The organism is Gottfriedia sp. NPDC057948 (assembly GCF_042887255.1).
Taxonomy (GTDB): domain Bacteria; phylum Bacillota; class Bacilli; order Bacillales; family Bacillaceae_G; genus Gottfriedia.
Map to the genome: position 1 here is coordinate 344,099 of NZ_JBHVPN010000001.1, position 17,379 is coordinate 361,477.

At 31.3% G+C, this 17,379-nt stretch carries 13 protein-coding genes; 8 read left to right on the top strand and 5 right to left on the bottom strand.

Translation table 11 applies throughout. The annotated features are described in order from the left end of the window. Positions 1 to 319: 319 nt before the first annotated feature. The 3 genes from ACFVRR_RS01555 to ACFVRR_RS01565 are packed head-to-tail and all read left to right on the top strand — an operon-like array spanning position 320 to position 4,175. Positions 320 to 1,891, top strand: a complete 1,572-nt coding sequence (locus ACFVRR_RS01555; protein WP_387323954.1) for a spore germination protein — start codon at positions 320 to 322, stop codon at positions 1,889 to 1,891. Then, positions 1,875 to 3,068, top strand: a complete 1,194-nt coding sequence (locus tag ACFVRR_RS01560; protein WP_387323956.1) for a Ger(x)C family spore germination protein — start codon at positions 1,875 to 1,877, stop codon at positions 3,066 to 3,068. The genes ACFVRR_RS01555 and ACFVRR_RS01560 overlap by 17 nt, the downstream gene beginning before the upstream one ends. Before the next feature lie 9 nt (positions 3,069 to 3,077). Continuing rightward, a complete protein-coding gene (locus tag ACFVRR_RS01565) occupies positions 3,078 to 4,175 on the top strand; it encodes a GerAB/ArcD/ProY family transporter (RefSeq protein WP_387323959.1) in 1,098 nt (365 codons plus the stop codon). Here ACFVRR_RS01565 and ACFVRR_RS01570 read toward each other — a convergent pair. Then, on the bottom strand, positions 4,161 to 4,370 hold the full coding sequence (locus tag ACFVRR_RS01570; RefSeq protein WP_387323962.1) for a hypothetical protein: 210 nt from the start codon (positions 4,368 to 4,370) through the stop codon (positions 4,161 to 4,163). The genes ACFVRR_RS01565 and ACFVRR_RS01570 overlap by 15 nt on opposite strands. Before the next feature lie 181 nt (positions 4,371 to 4,551). On the opposite strand from ACFVRR_RS01570, the gene ACFVRR_RS01575 reads away from it, so the two are divergent. Further along, on the top strand, positions 4,552 to 4,746 hold the full coding sequence (locus tag ACFVRR_RS01575; RefSeq protein WP_387323964.1) for a hypothetical protein: 195 nt from the start codon (positions 4,552 to 4,554) through the stop codon (positions 4,744 to 4,746). Between the two features lie 778 nt (positions 4,747 to 5,524). Continuing rightward, a complete protein-coding gene (locus ACFVRR_RS01580) occupies positions 5,525 to 6,556 on the top strand; it encodes a CotS family spore coat protein (RefSeq protein WP_387323967.1) in 1,032 nt (343 codons plus the stop codon). 182 nt (positions 6,557 to 6,738) lie between these two features. Here the strand turns inward: ACFVRR_RS01580 and ACFVRR_RS01585 are convergent, their stop codons facing one another. Genes ACFVRR_RS01585 through ACFVRR_RS01595 form a run of 3 tightly spaced genes read right to left on the bottom strand, consistent with a single transcriptional unit; the run spans position 6,739 to position 10,580 of the window. Further along, on the bottom strand, positions 6,739 to 7,902 hold the full coding sequence (locus ACFVRR_RS01585) for a Ger(x)C family spore germination protein (RefSeq protein ID WP_387323969.1): 1,164 nt from the start codon (positions 7,900 to 7,902) through the stop codon (positions 6,739 to 6,741). After that, positions 7,889 to 8,992: a GerAB/ArcD/ProY family transporter gene (locus tag ACFVRR_RS01590; RefSeq protein ID WP_387323971.1), complete on the bottom strand. Its 1,104-nt coding sequence runs from the start codon at positions 8,990 to 8,992 to the stop codon at positions 7,889 to 7,891. Before ACFVRR_RS01590 ends, ACFVRR_RS01585 begins: the two co-directional genes overlap by 14 nt. Before the next feature lie 25 nt (positions 8,993 to 9,017). Next, positions 9,018 to 10,580 (bottom strand): spore germination protein, encoded by a 1,563-nt coding sequence (locus ACFVRR_RS01595; RefSeq protein WP_387323974.1) that lies wholly within the window; start codon positions 10,578 to 10,580, stop codon positions 9,018 to 9,020. Between the two features lie 905 nt (positions 10,581 to 11,485). Between ACFVRR_RS01595 and ACFVRR_RS01600 the strand changes: the two genes are divergently transcribed. After that, on the top strand, positions 11,486 to 12,766 hold the full coding sequence (locus tag ACFVRR_RS01600; RefSeq protein ID WP_387323977.1) for a helix-turn-helix domain-containing protein: 1,281 nt from the start codon (positions 11,486 to 11,488) through the stop codon (positions 12,764 to 12,766). 96 nt (positions 12,767 to 12,862) lie between these two features. On the opposite strand, the gene ACFVRR_RS01605 is transcribed toward ACFVRR_RS01600, so the two are convergent. Continuing rightward, positions 12,863 to 13,834: an NAD-dependent epimerase gene (locus ACFVRR_RS01605; RefSeq protein ID WP_387323980.1), complete on the bottom strand. Its 972-nt coding sequence runs from the start codon at positions 13,832 to 13,834 to the stop codon at positions 12,863 to 12,865. Between the two features lie 294 nt (positions 13,835 to 14,128). Between ACFVRR_RS01605 and ACFVRR_RS01610 the strand changes: the two genes are divergently transcribed. Together ACFVRR_RS01610 and ACFVRR_RS01615 are read left to right on the top strand one after the other, a co-directional pair. After that, a complete protein-coding gene (locus ACFVRR_RS01610; protein ID WP_387323983.1) occupies positions 14,129 to 15,226 on the top strand; it encodes a CotS family spore coat protein in 1,098 nt (365 codons plus the stop codon). Beyond that, positions 15,223 to 16,950 carry a glycosyltransferase family 4 protein gene (locus ACFVRR_RS01615; RefSeq protein WP_387323986.1) on the top strand — a complete coding sequence of 576 codons (1,728 nt, stop codon included), beginning with the start codon at positions 15,223 to 15,225 and terminating at the stop codon, positions 16,948 to 16,950. The genes ACFVRR_RS01610 and ACFVRR_RS01615 overlap by 4 nt, the downstream gene beginning before the upstream one ends. Positions 16,951 to 17,379 lie beyond the last annotated feature (429 nt).

Below are 17,379 nucleotides of genomic sequence, written 5' to 3' on the forward strand. Positions count from 1 at the left end.
CTCAAGGAATTATCCTTATATTCCAATTATTGGCAAAATTAAATAACCAGTCAATTGGGTTATTTTCTCTTAAAAAATCAACGTTTTTCCCACTAAAGAATAAAATTCTTCTAATTTATTAAGAAATTTGTACTAGAAAATTAGTAAACATATTAAAAAATAAAATATTATTGATTTGAAACGTTTCTAATATAGTAAATAAATAAGGTTATTTTCACGTTAAATTTACGCTTGTTCAAAAAAATGGTAAAAAATAGCATAATTTTTCTACATTTAACAAATTTTAAATAGTAATAAATAAATTAATTAGGTGATTGATATGCGATTGGGAAACCCGAAAAGAAGTAAACAGTCAAAAGAAGTTAAAGCTCCAGTTGTTTTATCATCCGAATTACAAATAAATTTAAAAAATATAAATAGTGAATTGCAATATTGTGCTGATTTAATCGTAAGAGAGTTTGAGGTTGGAGAGACCAAAAAAAGAAAAATGGCTTTAATTCATTTGCAAGGTATTTCGAATGGTGACACGATTAGTCAATTTATCGTGGATCCAATTCTTCATAGATGGAAAAACTCGAATTTAGATCGTTTAAGTGATCTTAATTTCTTCAATGAAATGAAAGAGAACACGTTTGATGTTCCACAAGTTAAAATTGAAAATGAATGGAATAACATAATGATGGCAGTGTTAAACGGTGACACAGCGATTTTTATTGATAATCAGCTAAAAGTTTTGCTGATTGATACAAAAAGTGGGCAATTCCGTTCAGTCTCAGAATCGACTGGACAAACGATTATCCGTGGTCCAAAAGATAGTTTTACTGAATCAATTGCAACGAATATGTCACTTCTTCGTTATCGTATTAGAAATACTCAATTTAAGATGGAAATGTTGAAGGTAGGGGATGTAACGAATACAAATCTCGTTATTTCCTATCTAGACGACAAAGTTGATCGAGAGTTATTAAACTCAATAAGAGACAAAATTAAGCATATTAAGATTAAAGGAGTTTTAGAATCTATCTATATTGAGTCTTTAATTGAATCAAAACCATACAGTCCATTTCCAACTGTATTGGACACTGAAAGACCGGATGTTATTGCAGCAAATGTATTAGAAGGGCGCATAGGACTACTTGTGGATGGGAGTCCAATTGGGCTTGTTTTACCAGCCACATTACCGATGTTTTTTCAGTCACCTGATGACTACAATCAGCGTTATATAGTGGGGACATTTTTACGGTTTTTACGTTTTACAGCCTTTTTAATTTCTTTATTAGTTTCTGCATTTTATCTTGCATTAATTACTCATCATCGGTCGATGATTCCAACACCATTATTGGTTAGTCTTGCAGCGCAAAGGGAAAGTGTACCTTTTCCAGCAATCGTTGAGCTACTACTAATGGAATTTGCATTTGAGATTATAAGAGAAGCAAGTATTCGAAGTCCGAGAGTACTAGCCTCAACTGTTGCGATTGTTGGAGCACTTGTTATCGGTCAAGCAGTTGTGCAAGCAGGAATTATTTCAACTGCAATGATCATCTTTGTTTCAATTACGGGAATATCTAGTTTTACAATACCGAATTATAGTGTTGCTGCTTCAGCAAGATTGCTTAGATATTTATTCATTTTAAGTGCTGGTGTTGCTGGATTATACGGTATTGCATTAATGTTTTTATTTTGGCTAGTCCACTTAAATACAATTGATTCTTTTGGTGTGCCATATATGATGCCAATATCACCATTATCAATCAAAGATAATGAAGATATGTTAATACGATTACAACGAAAAGATTTAAAGACAACAAAGGATGATGTTGTTCCTGAATCATCACGGATTAGAAAGCAACAAAAAAGGAATAACGGTGAAGACAATGAATCGAAATCTTAAAATAACGTTATTAATGTCAATTGTATTGATACTATCAGGCTGTAGTAATTATATGGAGTTAAATAAAATTTCTTTTATCACGGGATTAGGTGTCGATTGGACTGACAAATCAAATTTTAAGGTTACATTACAAGTCATTAATCCAACTGATTTAGCTACCGGTCAAAATGGTGGTGGTAATTCTTCACCAGTCATTCTTTATACAAGTACTGGGAAAACACTATCCGAAGCAATTCGAGAAGCAGGTAAAAAAATAACGAAGAACAAAGATTTTACGCATGTTGGTTTAACGGTAATAGGGGAGAATGCAGCAAAGCATGGTATTGAAGAAATTGTGGATGCAATTATTCGGGAACCAAGAGTCTCTGCTTTTATGTCTGTTCTTGTAGCTAAAAATTCAACTGCCGAACAAATATTAAATACAATGACTCCTATTAATAAAGTTTCTTCAGCAGAAATGGTTTCAAAATTACAGAATGTTAATTTTTCATTAGGTGAAAGTGTCAATCCAAATGTATTTGAATTAGGAGAAGATCTTACTTATTCAGGGAAAGAGATTGCGATTAGTGGAGTTGAAATTGTTAACGGGAATAAAGAAAAAAATACGTTAACTAATTTACAAACGATGGAGCCAGCTCAAACTAAAATTGATAACTTAGCTTTATTTCGAGATAGTAAACTAGCTGGTTGGATCTCCGGACGGGATGTAAGAGGCATCTTAATGGTATTGGATAAAATTCAACAAACAAATTTTGCAGTGCCATGTGGAAATAATAAATATAGTTCACTCCGTCTACATGCACAAAGTATAAAAACGAAAGTGAAAGTTAAGGGGAATATACCAATTATTCATATTGATAATACGCTCCTTACATTACTTGATGAAACTGGTTGTTCGGTAAATATTGAAAGTGTTCAAGATTTAATAAAAATTGAAAAACAAGCTGCTTTAGTAGTCAAACAACAGATCGAGCATAGTATTAAATCTGCTCAAAAATATAAAAGTGATGTCTTTGGATTCGGAGATATGATACATACTAATGATCCTGAAAAATGGAAAAAACTTAAAAGCCATTGGGCAGATGATTTCGCAAAAGCAAAAGTAAATGTGAAAACTACTGTCATTATAAAACGAAGTGGCTTACTAGGAGATCCTGTTATTATGAAGAAGAAATAAGGTGATGTAATGCAAAATATGAAATTTAATTCAGAGCAATTATTTAGTTTGTTAGCAATTTATTTAATAGGAAGTGCTGTAGCAGTCGACCCAGCAAAAGATGCCGGGAGAGATGCGTGGTTAGCAATCTTGATCAGTCTTTTATGTGGATTAATTTTATTAAGCTTATATTTGGGAATCTATAAAAATAACCCGACATATTCACTAATTAAGTGCTTACAAACAGCGTGGGGAAAATATATAGGCAACTTCATTGGCGTATTATATGTTGTTTATTGTATTTATATTGCATCAAGAGTTATGAGAGATTTTGCAGAGCTTATTTTAACAGTTGCATTAGATAATACAGGTTTATTTACCATTTCGATGTTAATGATGTTTCTCTTAATTTATACTGTGATGAAAGGGTTTACAAGCTTTGCCAGAACTGTTTGGGTTTGTTTTCTATTAAGTGGTATAATCGTTTTTCTTCTCATTATTTCACAATTATTAACTGGATTTTTAAATTTTTCCCATTTAAAACCCTTCCTTGAAAACGGATGGAAACCAGTTTTAAAATCAGTATTTCCAACAACTGTCACTTTTCCATTTGGAGAGTCAATCGTATTTTTATTATTGATGCAACATTATGATCAACCAAAAAATGCACACAAAATGAGCTATTTAGCAATGATCTATGCTGGGTTCTTTCTAATCATATCGACAATCATACATATTGCAAATTTAGGTGAAATTATTTTTAAAGCTTCAACCTATCCTGTACTTTCAAGCGTATCATTAATTAACATTGGAGACTTTTTTACTAGATTAGAGTCACTAGCGGTAATTGTATTTGTCATTTTGGGGTTTATTAAAATATCCATATTATTTTTTGGGGCAGTTATTGGGACGATGGAAATTTTCCATTTAAAAGAAAACTGGTTAATAACATTTTTAATTGGAATCATTATTATTTGTTTTAGTATCTTTACAACCGTATCGTATGCACAGCATATTCATATAGGACTTGATTTAGTCCCTAAATATCTTCATGTTCCGTTTCAAATAATTTTGCCATTCATTCTATTTGTGACTTTAAAAATCCAAAAAAAGTTATCTCTTTCTTAGATTCACAAACATTGTTAAACCAAAATAGAGAATGAAATAAATAATTAAAATTTTATCAAGTGTCATAAAACCAACTTTATTATAAGAAATCGCTAACATTAAATAATGCAAATCAAAACCTTGTAATAATGTAAGCCCGTAAAATAACAAAAAACAAAAAAATGATAACAAAACAAAGATTAATATTTCTTTCATTCATAACACTCCTTTTAATGAGTATTATGAGAAATTTGAGGTTGTTTTACTCAATAAGCTTCAATTAAAAAAGCAAAAATTCCCCCAAGTTACAAAGAAAAAGAGCTGAAGTATAATTATTGAAATGTATAAGTAAAACCAATATTAAAACAATCAAAATCAATTAATGGGGGAATGAAATGTGGAATTAATCTTAAAAATAGGCTATTTTTCGTTTGGAGCACTTCCGATCATTTATGGATTAGTGGAAGATTATAAACTAAGAAAAAACGAACCAAAAAGTAGTAAGAAAACAACATTCATTAGAAACTCATTATTCTCAGGTTGTATCATCCTTATTTTGTATTATTTTTATGATGCTTTTTTCAATATTTAAAAGCTGGTAAAAGAATTGATATCGGAATGGTCAGTGAATTTATTTTTGGGTTTATTTCTATTTGTTTTAAATGACCCTGAAGAATAAAACTCCTATAGTTTAATAACAACAATACATACAAAAATAGCCAATTAGTTTGTTTTGGTGCTAATTTTTTAGAGAAATAAACTTCAAATTATAAGTTTAATTTTTAATATTTCGTTTAACTTGAATAAAATTTTTTTACTTTAAGTAAAGGAAATTAAAATAGGTTTTTATAAAAAACTTCTTTTAATTGATTAAGTTGATTGGAGCGGATAGTGCTCGACTCCTATGGGATTAGCGGGAAGGCTAAAGACCCCGCAGGCTTGCCGAGGAGGCGAAAGAATCTCGCCCCATGGAAAGCGAGCGCACTGTCGTGGAAATCAACATCATTAGTCCCCTTTACGATAATTGAGTATAAATGTAAAGAATATTTTCATCAGCATGATAATCCTGAGATTATAACTTTAGGATTTTTTATTTGTACACTAATCATCAATTGCTATTTCAAAAAGCATTTATAAACTTAAAAAAATAAGGAATTTTTGTTGTAATTTATTACGAAAATAAAAGTAAAATTAATAGAAGAAGATAATTTATACATTTCAAGTATCAAACAGTTATATTGGTAAAAAGGTAAGAAATTTATTACTAGAAAATATTTTACTTCCTAATTTATTTAGTAGATTAGCCGTCTCTAAACATGTACATATTCATAGATTAACAGTGGATAAGTATTATTTGGGAGGTATTTTTTTTGGACGCTTTTTTTAGTGATTTAGTAAAAAAAGTAATTGCAAATTACCCTTTAGAAGTAAAACATAAATCTATAGAATACAATGATGAAAAAAAAGCTGAATGGCCCATTGATACTAATATCGGTGAAGTATTATTGAAGAAAGTTCTAATTGATGAAAGATATATTGAATTCATGATTTATGCAATTGACTATCTTAGAGATAATGGCGTATTTACACCAGAAGTATTAACAACCAAATTAGGTGATGGTTTTGTAAAGTGGAAAGATGAATATTTTATGTTATATGAAGCTGTTAATGGGAGGAGACCAAATTTAGAGAGTGAAGATGATCTTATTCTGTTGATGAATGGGATTGCTTCTTTTCATAAAGCTTCAGTATGCATAGAAATAACAACTGAGCAAGTATCATCGATTCAATCAAATTGGAAAAATGATTTACAAAATAAATTTTTAAAATTAACAAAATGGAAAGAAGAACGAGCTAAGTTAAAGCATCAAAATGAAATCGATAAGCTGTTTTTAAAAAATATAAATATAGTTCTAATGCAATGTGAAAAAGCTTTAGCAATAGTTGATAAATATAGTGTTGAAGTGGTAGCACAAACCAAAACATTATGCTATCAGAATTTTGATGTAAACGATCTCATAATTGGAGAAGACGGGAATTTATATTTCTTAAATATGAGTTCGTTAAAAAGGGAATTGCCGATTCATGATATGAGAAGAATTTTAAATATTGTAATGAAAAAAGAAAAAAATTGGAATCCAAAGTTAATGAAGAAAATAATCATCGCATATCAGGAGATTAATCCGTTAGCATGTTTACAGTACCAGGTTCTAAAAGCTGATTTGTTATTTCCTCATTTATTTTACGATGTATTTTCGGCACATTACGAAAATAAGGAAATAATAGGATCTGATCCTAGTCTAGTTTCAAAAATGAAAAAAATAATTACATTGGAATTAAGTAAAGAAAGAGTAATTTCAACCGTCTTCTTACAAACAAATGAAGCACCTTATGGACGATAACCAAAAAAATAAAGCTAGATCCCTTTAATTTATGGAATCAAGCTTTATTTTTTATACATTAAGAAATTATAAATGGGCAGGGGAGTAGAAAAACCAATGTAGTTTCCAAATTTTAGGAATTAAGTATAAGGACAACTACGCCTCTGTCTTCGCTTAAAGGCTCGCCAATCGGCGAGTTTTCTTTATTTATTTTTTTTCTTTCCAATCATTCCATAGTCTCTGATCGTAATATGAACATCGTATTTTATTTTAGCTTTACTAAATAGTTCATCCCAGTTCTTACTCATTTTTTTCCACTTTTTTGGGTATTGTATTCTAAATTCGTTTCCAAATCCAGCAACATCTGTTTTATATTCATTTTGTAGCTTGTTTGTTACATTTTCTACTATTTTTGTAACTTCCTCTTCAGTTGCTTTTTCAATGTTTTTAAGGGTTTTTTCTTCAAATAATGGCCTTAATTTAGGATTCCAATATTCTGCAACTCTACCTTCAGACTCAATTTTTACGTTAAAAGAGATTTTGTCACCTTTTATATGTGGTGTCACCTTACTTTTTATCGATTCAATTTGAAACCAAGTTGGTCCATCCGATTTGTTCGTGTAAGCCTTTACTGCTCCACCTTTTCCTTGCGCAGTGATCAAATTAATTCCTTCTACTTCCTGAGTATTAAGTGTACCAATCATTTTATTTTTCTTACCGTTAAAAATTGCTCCACCAGAAAATTTCGGTCCATTATCAGTCGGTTCTAATAATTGGAGGAGGAAGCTAGAACCAGAGTTCATTAATCCACCTATTTTAATTAACGGTGTTTTGCTGACAACTTCCGAAGTTAAAGATTCATTAGCAATTTCAACAATTCGTAATGATGGAATGACATTTGGTTCCTTTGTTTCTAATGCTTGGTTGGCTTTGCCTTTTGCTATAAAAATTAACGTACTACCACGAATATCAATATCACGAAAATATAAATCAGTAAGCTCACGTAAGTTAATTTCTCTAGCAAGTTCTTCACTAATGACAACGCATTTTTGATGCGCTCCAAAAATGTATCCTTCCCTACTTAAAGTTGTATCCCATCCAGAAGGTTCTAACGAAATGCCTTCGCCGATCACATTTATATAAGGTTTTGTAGGAACTCCTCCACCTGATTTTGTGGTCATTGCCTCAGGAACAACATATTGTAGAGTCGATCTTAATTTACCGTTGTCATCTTTATCTATAGAAGAACCTACTATAATATTTAAGTCCTCAATTGGTCTACTACTCCAGCAACCCGATAATAAAATTAGGGGAATTATATTAATAATTAAACTTGTTAATATTCGTTTTAGCCTACATTTTCTCATTTAGTTTTTTCCTCACAATAGAAATCACTAGTAGTAAAAGAGGGACAATGCCAAATAAATAAAATGCAGAATTCCCTATGGTATCAGCTAGTGCTAAAGTTTGATTTATATCTTTCGGTATCATTGCAATAATGTAAATAAGTGGTAATGTACCAAAAAGAAATGGATTCAAACTTTTTTTATTAAAAATTTGTGCCATTCCAAGAGTACAAATATAATATGCAATGATAAATGTAGCAAAAATTTGCATAATCCAAATGACTAAAAGTAATGAGTCAAATCTTTCTACAAATAAACCTTGGATATCATAGCTCCGAATATAGGTAAGTACTGGCCAAGTTTGCAATAAAACACCCTCTACTGAGAAAGCACCGACTACAGCCACAACCGTAATCGTATAAAAAACAAATGGAATACCTATTCCGAACAGAATTGTTTTTGATACTTTCTTTTTATCCTTCATAAACATAAAGATATATAAAATCACTTCAAAACCTGAAAATGATAGGGAAGTAGTTTTGAGCCCATTAAGGACAGGCTTAATTCCATTACCTAGTACAGGACGTAGGTTATCAATTTCAATAATTCCTAATCCTAAAAAAATAACTAACAGAAAAAATAATACAGTGATTGGAAAAATAATTTCCATTATTTTAGCAATTGGGTTAATCCCACCAAGTACTAAATATAAACCAATCCACAAGAACGGAATTAAAATAGCCCAAGTAGGAGTACCTTGTAGTAAGAACAACCTAGTAGTCTCTGCCATTACCCGAACCTCTAAGGCTGAAATGCATATATAATAAAAAATTATAATGATACTTAATGAAATTCCTAACCATTTTCCAATGATTTTTTGAGAAAATTGAAAATATGTTTCGTTCGGATATTGTTTACACAGCATAACGAGTAAAAAGGTTAAGAGGGTTATAATCAAACCGGATATGATAACTGAAATCCAACCGTCTGGCGTTTTTACTTTGTCGGTAACACTTCTTGGTAAGATTAAAATACCTGCACCAAAAATAAAATTTACGATTAACATGACGGTTTGATTCGTTGATATTTGATCAATAGGCTTTGAAACCATAATCTAGTACTCCTCCTCTCTTATACTATTTCATCCTTCTAGTTCTTTTAGCTTGAATGCTTTTGGGACGATTTTTCATCATAAATAATGGCGCTCTTACGATGAAATCCTTCCAATCACTAAATCGAACTGGAGCTGCGGGACTTAAGTAAGGAACACCAAAGCTTTTGAGTTTAACTAAATGACTACATACTAATAAGAAAAATAAAATGACGCCATATAAACCAAATACACTCGCAAAAAGCATTGATAAAAAACGAAGCATACGAAGGGCAATTCCGACATTATATTGTGGTAATGTAAATGAGGAAATTGCCGTTACTGCAACGACAATAACCATGATTGTACTTACAATACCCGCTTCCACTGCGGCCTGACCAATAATTAATCCACCAACAATACCTAACGATTGCCCAATCGGTTTAGGTAAACGAAGTCCGGCTTCCCTTAATACTTCGATCGAGATTTCCATTATAAGTGCTTCAATTAACGGAGGAAATGGTACACCACCTCTAGTTGCTGCAATATGAAATACTAGCTTTGTCGGAATTAAGCCTTGATGAAACGAAATAAATGCAATGTATAAAGATGGAGCAAATAAAGCAATAAAACATGCAAGGTATCGTAATAATCGTACCAATGAAGCAGCAGCCCATCTCTCATAATAATCCTCAGGTGATTGTACTAACATTTGAAATGTTACAGGAGCTATCAGTGCAAATGGTGATCCATCTAATAAAATGGCAACTCGACCTTCCATTAAAGCACTCATAACTCGATCTGGTCGTTCTGTACTTTGAATTTGTGGAAATGGACTTAAGTAGTTATCTTCAATTAATTGTTCGATATAACCTGAATCTGGGACTGCATCAATTTCAATTCTTTTAATTCTTTTTTTTACTTCTTCAACAAGTTGAGAATCAGCAAGACTTGTAATGTACGCTATAACTAATTCTTTTTTTGATACTTCTCCAATCTCAAATCCTATAATTGATAAATCTGGAGTTTTTCCGGAACGCCTAAGAAGGGCTGTATTATCAGATAAGTTTTCAACAAAGCCAATTCTTGGTCCACGTACTAGTGCTTCTGAATCTGGTTCTTTAATATCTCTTGATTTTGTTAATGCTTCACCGATTAAAAAGCATTCAGATATACCATCTATTAATAATGCAATTGAACCAAATAGTACCCCCGATTTTAATTTTTTATAAGTATTAACATCTTCAATTTTACAAACAGCGAGTGATTGCTCTTTAATATATTTTTTAATTTCATTTTGTTTTAGAGAGAGTCCATTTTTTTTTTGTTCATTTGCAATTGCAGAAAGTCCAGCCATTAACTCGCTCATTATATGACTTTGAATTAGCTCCGTATCTGATAAACCATCAATAAAAATAATTGTAAGTTGAATCTCTGTTTCACCTAATAGAAATTCTCTAAATTTCACATCAGAATTATGTCCGATTTCATTAAACATCCGATCCAAATTTACTTGGAGATCACTGGACAAATTCTCATTATTATTTTGAGCTTCATTATTTAGAGATTCCTCATTTTCTTGATTTATTTTGGATCTCCAACGCTTCATTTAAATCACTCTTTCTCCATAAAATGAACCCATTTGAAAAATTTTGATAAGCCTACAGGAACGATAAAGGTAACAAAAGCTTGGATGAAAATAGGATACTCGGGTATAAATGAAATAATCTTTTTAAACATCTAATCATCCTCAGGTAAAGTATTAATAAAGTTTAAAGGTATTATTTCCCATTGTAGGAAAAGAATGCAGAAACATGGTGAAAAACAACCTTTTCAATTAAATTACCAAATTTTCGTAAAAGGAGTAGAGTGATGTTGATTTCCACTACAGGATGCTCGCTTTCCATGGGGCGAGATTCTTTCGCCTCCTCGGCAAGCCTGTGGGGTCTCAGCCTTCCCGCTTATCCCATAGGAGTCGAGCACCCCTCCGTTCCAATCAACTTATTCATCAAAAAAAGTCTGCGATAAACCCTAATCAAATAGTCTTTACTTAGAGTCACTTAACTGTTGTATATTAATCAGATTGTAGGTCAATTATTATCAAACAATTATTAAACTAATCAATCGAATTCGTTTTTCTAAAAATAAATCATAATATTTTTAACTTCTAAAAAAATCATTACTAGTGTTATTTGAATCATGAAATTGCTAAAATATATTAACATTTAAAGCCATTAATAGCTCATCCAAAAAATGATAATTTCATCATTAAATAAATGTTCATTTAATGTCCGGTTTCCCCTATTGACCATTTTTTATTTCAACACTCTGAAAAAAATTAATTAATTTTAATTAAATAATTGAATATTTCCTATTTTAAAAAAACGACAAAATAGTATAATAAACCTAATAGAATATGTGCGATAATACCTAATTTTCAACTTTCTATCTAGATAAAAAGGTTGGGAATGTTGAAATAAAAAAGATTATTACCAAGTATGGAGAGGAAAGCTTATGAATCAGATACTTCTATATGATTTTCTTACATTAATGCATGACAAAAAATGGAATAAAGCTGATTTAGCTAAATATTCTGGAATCCATATTAGTGATATTAGTAGAGTATTTAATAATAAAAAGCCATTATCTTTGCATTATTTAGATGCAATTACAGAAGCATTCGGTTTGGCAGAAGGACATTTTTACTCGAGCTATACACAATTATGCTTTAATCAGAATCGATATTTAGATAAACGAAGAAGTGTAGCGTTTATTTATAAATGTGCAATAAATGGATTTAAAAAAGAGTTAAACTTTATCATTTCTGAAATGTTAGAGGAAAAATCTAAGACAATACGAACTAAAAATTTACAAAATTTATTTGAGATTGCTGAAAAGTTATTTGCTGAAGGGAAAGAGAAAGAGGCTTTACCTTTATATGAAATCATTATTCATCACATGCCAGATCAAACTGCAGAAGAAGTCGCTATTAGTTATTTTAGAAAGTACTATTTAAATAGGTTAACAGAAGAAGGACCAGCTACTCTTGTCCATGTATTAGAATATGTGAGCTATATGCCAGATGATTTTCAGGAACTAACAATTTTATATATTACAGCTACTTACTATATGTTAAAACAATGGGACAAAGTCCTTCATTATGCGAAGCGATTAGAAAAAATGGCGAAGAATGAAAAGCAATTTGGTTATGGGTTAGTATACCAAGGTTTCGCTTTAAATCGGTTAAGTAATTCAATCGATGAAGTGCTTGAAATAATAAGGAAATATAGTAAGATTAATGATTTTTTTGCAGAGGCTGCAATCGGTAATCGGTATGTCACATTCCTTGATTTTGGTGAATTACATTATGTTGATGAATACTATGATTGGATTAAAGATCGAGATGATTTATATGTAGGCATTCCGAGAATTATTGAATCCTATGTAAAATTAGGTAGATTAGAAGATGCTTTAGCTTTAATCAATCAGCATGAAAAAGTAATTAATGAAATGGCCAATAGTTCAAATTTGTATAAACAACAATTGTACTTAGATTTCTGTTATGCACAATCACTTTTAAAATGTGAAAATAAGCAATATATTGAAGGGTTAAATGAATTAATAAAGGTATCTAGAAAAGTTAAAAATGTAGGTATAATTGAAAAATTTAAACAATGCTTATTATCAATTTGGCACTATAGAGAACATTTAACAGAACAATTAAATGAGGATTATATTCAAATGTTAAGTGAGGATCGGAACCAGGCGAATAATTTATATGCAGTGAGCCCTTAAACTGGGTTTCTTTTTTTGTTATTCAACAGCAATAGCTGAAAATTTCTACATTAGACAAATAAACCACAAGGAAGTTTAAAATCCTTGTGGCTAGTTTCATTTCTTTTTATAATCCTTAAACCATTCAACGAATTTTGCAATACCGTCTTCAATTGAAGTAGTTGGACTATATTGAATATCATTTACGAGTTGATCAATATCGGCATATGTTTCAAGTACTTCCCCTGAAATCATCGGCAATAATCGAATAGTTGCTTTTATACCAAGTTGCTTTTCTAAAACTTCGATAAAATAATTTAAATTCACTGGGCTATGGTTACCAATATTGTAAAGTTTATAATACGAGTCGGATTTGTTTGGTGGCCCATTTTTAATGATTCTTTCAATTGATTCAACAACATCATCAATATAAGTAAAATCTCGTTTCATATTTCCATAATTATAAACATCTATTGGTTGTCCGTTAGTAATTGAATTCGCAAATTTATATAGTGCCATATCTGGTCTACCCCAAGGCCCATAGACCGTAAAAAAACGCAATCCTGTAGTAGGTAGATTAAACGTATGACTATATGAATATGCCATTAATTCATTTGATTTTTTTGTGGCTGCATATAAACTAATTGGTTGGTCAACTCGATCATTAATTGAAGAGGGAGTTTTTTTATTATTACCATAAACAGAACTAGAAGAGGCGTATATGAGGTGTTTAATTTGATGATTTTTACAACACTCTAATATATTGGCAAAACCTACAAGGTTTGATTGGATATAAGACCCTGGGTTTTCTAAGCTATATCTCACCCCAGCTTGTGCTGCTAGATTAATAACTAGATCGAAATTATATTGTACAAAGAGCCCTTCTAGTAGTTCCATTTCATGAATTGAGCCATTTATGAAACTAAAATCCTCATATTTATTTAAAAGCTCCAATCGATCAAATTTTAGACGTCTGTCATAGTAATCATTTAGATTATCAATTCCAATGATTTGAAAACCTTGTTCTAATAGGCGCCTGCTTAGATGAAATCCAATAAATCCGGCACATCCAGTAATTAAGATGCGCATAGTATCAGCTTTTTTAATGTTAAAAACCTCCTTATCTAACAAGAGTTGGAATATCATATGATGGAGAAATCGACAAAGTTCGAATACAAATAGAAATATGTATTTAACTAGATTAGGGAAAATACTTTTTAATAGAATACACATATACCCTCACAATACTTGGACAAAATCATATTATTACATTAGGTCTAAATACACTTAGGGCAATAAAAATAAATAAGCAACTATTTATTACATTTCATTAAAAAGAAATGTGAATTTTTTTATGGGCTCTAAAAAAGTAGGAGGGAGAAATTGAATAATATAATAATTGAGCCATGGATTGTCGATGAGCTTATTCATGATGAATTCTATGTGCCTGAATATATTGAAAAAATTGGGCTTGAAGTACTTAAGTTTTATGACCTTCAAGTAAATAGCATGCAAGTAATTACGACGAAAGCTGACAAAGGCGGAGCGATTTGGAAAATTGAAACAAACGATGGTCCAAAAAGTTTTAAGCTTTTACACAGAAGACCAACTAGAAGTATGTTTAGTTTAGGAGCTCAGAAGTATTTAGTTGAGGTTCAACAGGCTAGAGTTCCAAGTATTGTACGAACTAGAGATGGCGAGGAATATGTAGAAGCTGGTGGAAAACTATGGTTCGTTGCAGAATGGATTGAAGAGTTGGCACCAGTTTCGAAAGATTTAGAAGGTGCTAAGCAGTTATGTTTTGCACTTGGTGAGTTTCATCGTTTAAGTAAAGGCTATGTACCACCGATTCAAGCAGAAATTGCATCAAGATTGCACAAATGGCCAAAAAGCTATGAAAAAGTATATAACAAAATGAATTGGTTTAGAACAATTGCCCTGGCTTATGAAGAAATGCCAGCTAGTCAGGATTTATTAAATGTAGTAGATCTATTTCAAGAACAAGCAAGAAAGAGTATGGAAGACTTAAACAATTCTGGTTACTTTAATATGGTAAATGAAGGAAACGCGAGTTGGGGCCTAGTTCACCAAGATTACGGCTGGTCAAATGGTCAAATGGGACCAAATGGAATGTGGGTTATTGATTTAGATGGAGTTGCATATGATTTGCCAATTCGTGATCTTAGAAAACTGATATCTGGTACAATGTCTGATTTATTCGCGTGGGATGCTACATGGGTAAGGGAAATGATTAATGCATATCACGAAGCAAATCCAATTTCTAAAGAATTATATGAAGTATTAATGATTGATTTTTCAATGCCAAATGAATTTTATAAAAACATTAAAGAAGTACTTTATGAACCAGAATTATTTTTAGGCGAATCTACTAAACAATTAATTCAATCAATCGTTGACTTAGAGCAGTCAAAGTGGGCAACATTGAATGAAGTTCGCAACGACTGGAGTGGAAAAGAATGAAAATATTAATGGTATGTACAGAAAACCTACCAGTACCTCCAGTTTTAGGTGGTGCGATTCAGACTTATATTGCAGGAAGTTTACCTTATTTAAGTAAAGTACACGATATAACAGTACTAGGCGTTAATGATCCCTCTTTACCAGATGAAGAAACAATCGACGGTGTAAATTATGTGCGTGTGCCAGGAAAAGTATTAGAACTATATCGTGAAGGTGTAGTTGAATACATTAAAGGAAATCAATTTGATTTAATCCACATTTTTAACAGACCACGACTTGTCCTTCCGATTAGAAAAGTAGCACCAAATTCAAAAATTACATTAAGTATGCATAATGACATGTTTAATATTGGGAAAATTGCTGTTGATGAAGCGAATTTAGTATTAGAAGAAGTTTCAAGCATCGTTACGGTAAGTGATTATGTAGGAAATGTAATTCGTGAACTTTATCCTCAAAGTGCAAATAAAATTAGAACGATTTACTCAGGTGTTGATTCTGACCGTTTCTTACCTGGTAATCATCCTAAAATGATTAGTACGAGAAACACACTTAGACAAGAGTATGGCTTAGAAAATAAAACAGTTATTTTATTTGCAGGAAGACTTTCAGAAAATAAAGGTGTAGACCGTCTAATTAGAGCATTGCCAACACTTTCAAAAACCTTCAAAGATTTAGCATTAGTCATCGTAGGAAGCAATTGGTTTAGTCAAAACAATGTTACAGATTATGTTGCATATATCCGTGCTATCGCAAAAAAACAAGATGTACCGATTATTACAACAGGGTTTGTATCACCTTTTGAAATACACAACTGGTTTGCAGTAGCAGATCTATTTGTTTGTACTTCATTATGGCAAGAGCCTCTTGCAAGGGTTCACTATGAAGCGATGGCAGCTGGACTTCCAATTGTTACAACTGCTCGAGGAGGGAATCCTGAAGTCATTATTCCAGGCGAGAATGGATTAATCGTAGAAAATCCAGTTGATCCAGATGAATTCGCTACCAAAATTACAGAAATATTATCAAACAAAACGATAATGAAGAATATGGGAATAAAAGGTAGAGAACTTGCAGTTACTAAGTATTTATGGAGTCGTGTAGCAAATGAAATTCTATCTACATGGAGCCAAACTGAATATGCTTCATCTATTTCAACAGAACAATTAGAACAATACGAACCTCAAACATTATTTAAAACTGCAGTACAAAATACACAGTTGAATGTAGCTAATAATGTATCTGAAGTAACCGAACAACCGACGACAGATATCATTGAAGTAACCGAACAACCGATGACAGATATCATTGAAGTAATCGAACCAACTGTAGAAATAAAACCAACAATTGAAATTGAAGAAGCTACTGAATCAAAAGTAGAAGTACCAAAACCAGTAACTCAGTCTGAAATAAACTCTATTGAAGAATTGCTTCAAATTCTAGTAGAGAAAACAAAGTCAGTTCCTAAGGAAAAAGTAGTCTCAAAAGTAGGGGAAGAATTTTCAGTTAATACGAATCCAAGAGTATTAAGACGAATTAGAAGAGTAACTGATCAGGTCGTAAATAATGTAAACTCTAATTCAAGCCTAAACGAAAGACCATATGCAAATGAAGTAAGTAGAGTAGAAAATAGGGCTAACAATCTATCTAATAATGTTAATTCAGAACCTTTTAGATTAAAGAAACTTCCTAGCGTCACTGAAATGCATAGAAACAGAAATCGATAAAAAATCATATTTTTGAGGAATCTGTCTAAATAGAAAGAGGCTGTCTCATAAGTTTAAAGACTTTTGAGATAGCCTTTTTTAGTTTGAAAATTATTTATGACTGAGTTCCGAAGAGAGCAACTTATGCAACATTGATTAAATTATGAACATAGCTTAATTAAAGTTAAAATGGCTAAATTAACGCCAAAACTGATGTAATGAATGATAACTCCTGGAACGAAAAAAATGGCCAAATTAACGCTAGAAATAGCTTAATGAATGTTAATTAACATGAACAACATTAGCTTTTAATAGATTGGTTTAGTGTTCTTAAAAAAATATATTTATAGGTGAAAAAACACTAGTTTTTAAGTCATAAACTTTCTCAACATAATAGGTATATATGGTGACAAGACCTCCAACCTTTACATATAAAGTATAATGAACAAA

Bases quoted from the DNA above. Each gene is read 5' to 3' on its own strand.
- ACFVRR_RS01555 (WP_387323954.1), top strand. From the start codon at position 320: ATGCGATTGGGAAACCCGAAAAGAAGTAAACAGTCAAAAGAAGTTAAA.
- ACFVRR_RS01560 (WP_387323956.1), top strand. From the start codon at position 1,875: ATGAATCGAAATCTTAAAATAACGTTATTAATGTCAATTGTATTGATA.
- ACFVRR_RS01565 (WP_387323959.1), top strand. From the start codon at position 3,078: ATGCAAAATATGAAATTTAATTCAGAGCAATTATTTAGTTTGTTAGCA.
- ACFVRR_RS01570 (WP_387323962.1), bottom strand. From the start codon at position 4,370: ATGAAAGAAATATTAATCTTTGTTTTGTTATCATTTTTTTGTTTTTTG.
- ACFVRR_RS01585 (WP_387323969.1), bottom strand. From the start codon at position 7,902: ATGAGAAAATGTAGGCTAAAACGAATATTAACAAGTTTAATTATTAAT.
- ACFVRR_RS01590 (WP_387323971.1), bottom strand. From the start codon at position 8,992: ATGGTTTCAAAGCCTATTGATCAAATATCAACGAATCAAACCGTCATG.
- ACFVRR_RS01595 (WP_387323974.1), bottom strand. From the start codon at position 10,580: ATGAAGCGTTGGAGATCCAAAATAAATCAAGAAAATGAGGAATCTCTA.
- ACFVRR_RS01600 (WP_387323977.1), top strand. From the start codon at position 11,486: ATGAATCAGATACTTCTATATGATTTTCTTACATTAATGCATGACAAA.
- ACFVRR_RS01605 (WP_387323980.1), bottom strand. From the start codon at position 13,834: ATGCGCATCTTAATTACTGGATGTGCCGGATTTATTGGATTTCATCTA.
- ACFVRR_RS01615 (WP_387323986.1), top strand. From the start codon at position 15,223: ATGAAAATATTAATGGTATGTACAGAAAACCTACCAGTACCTCCAGTT.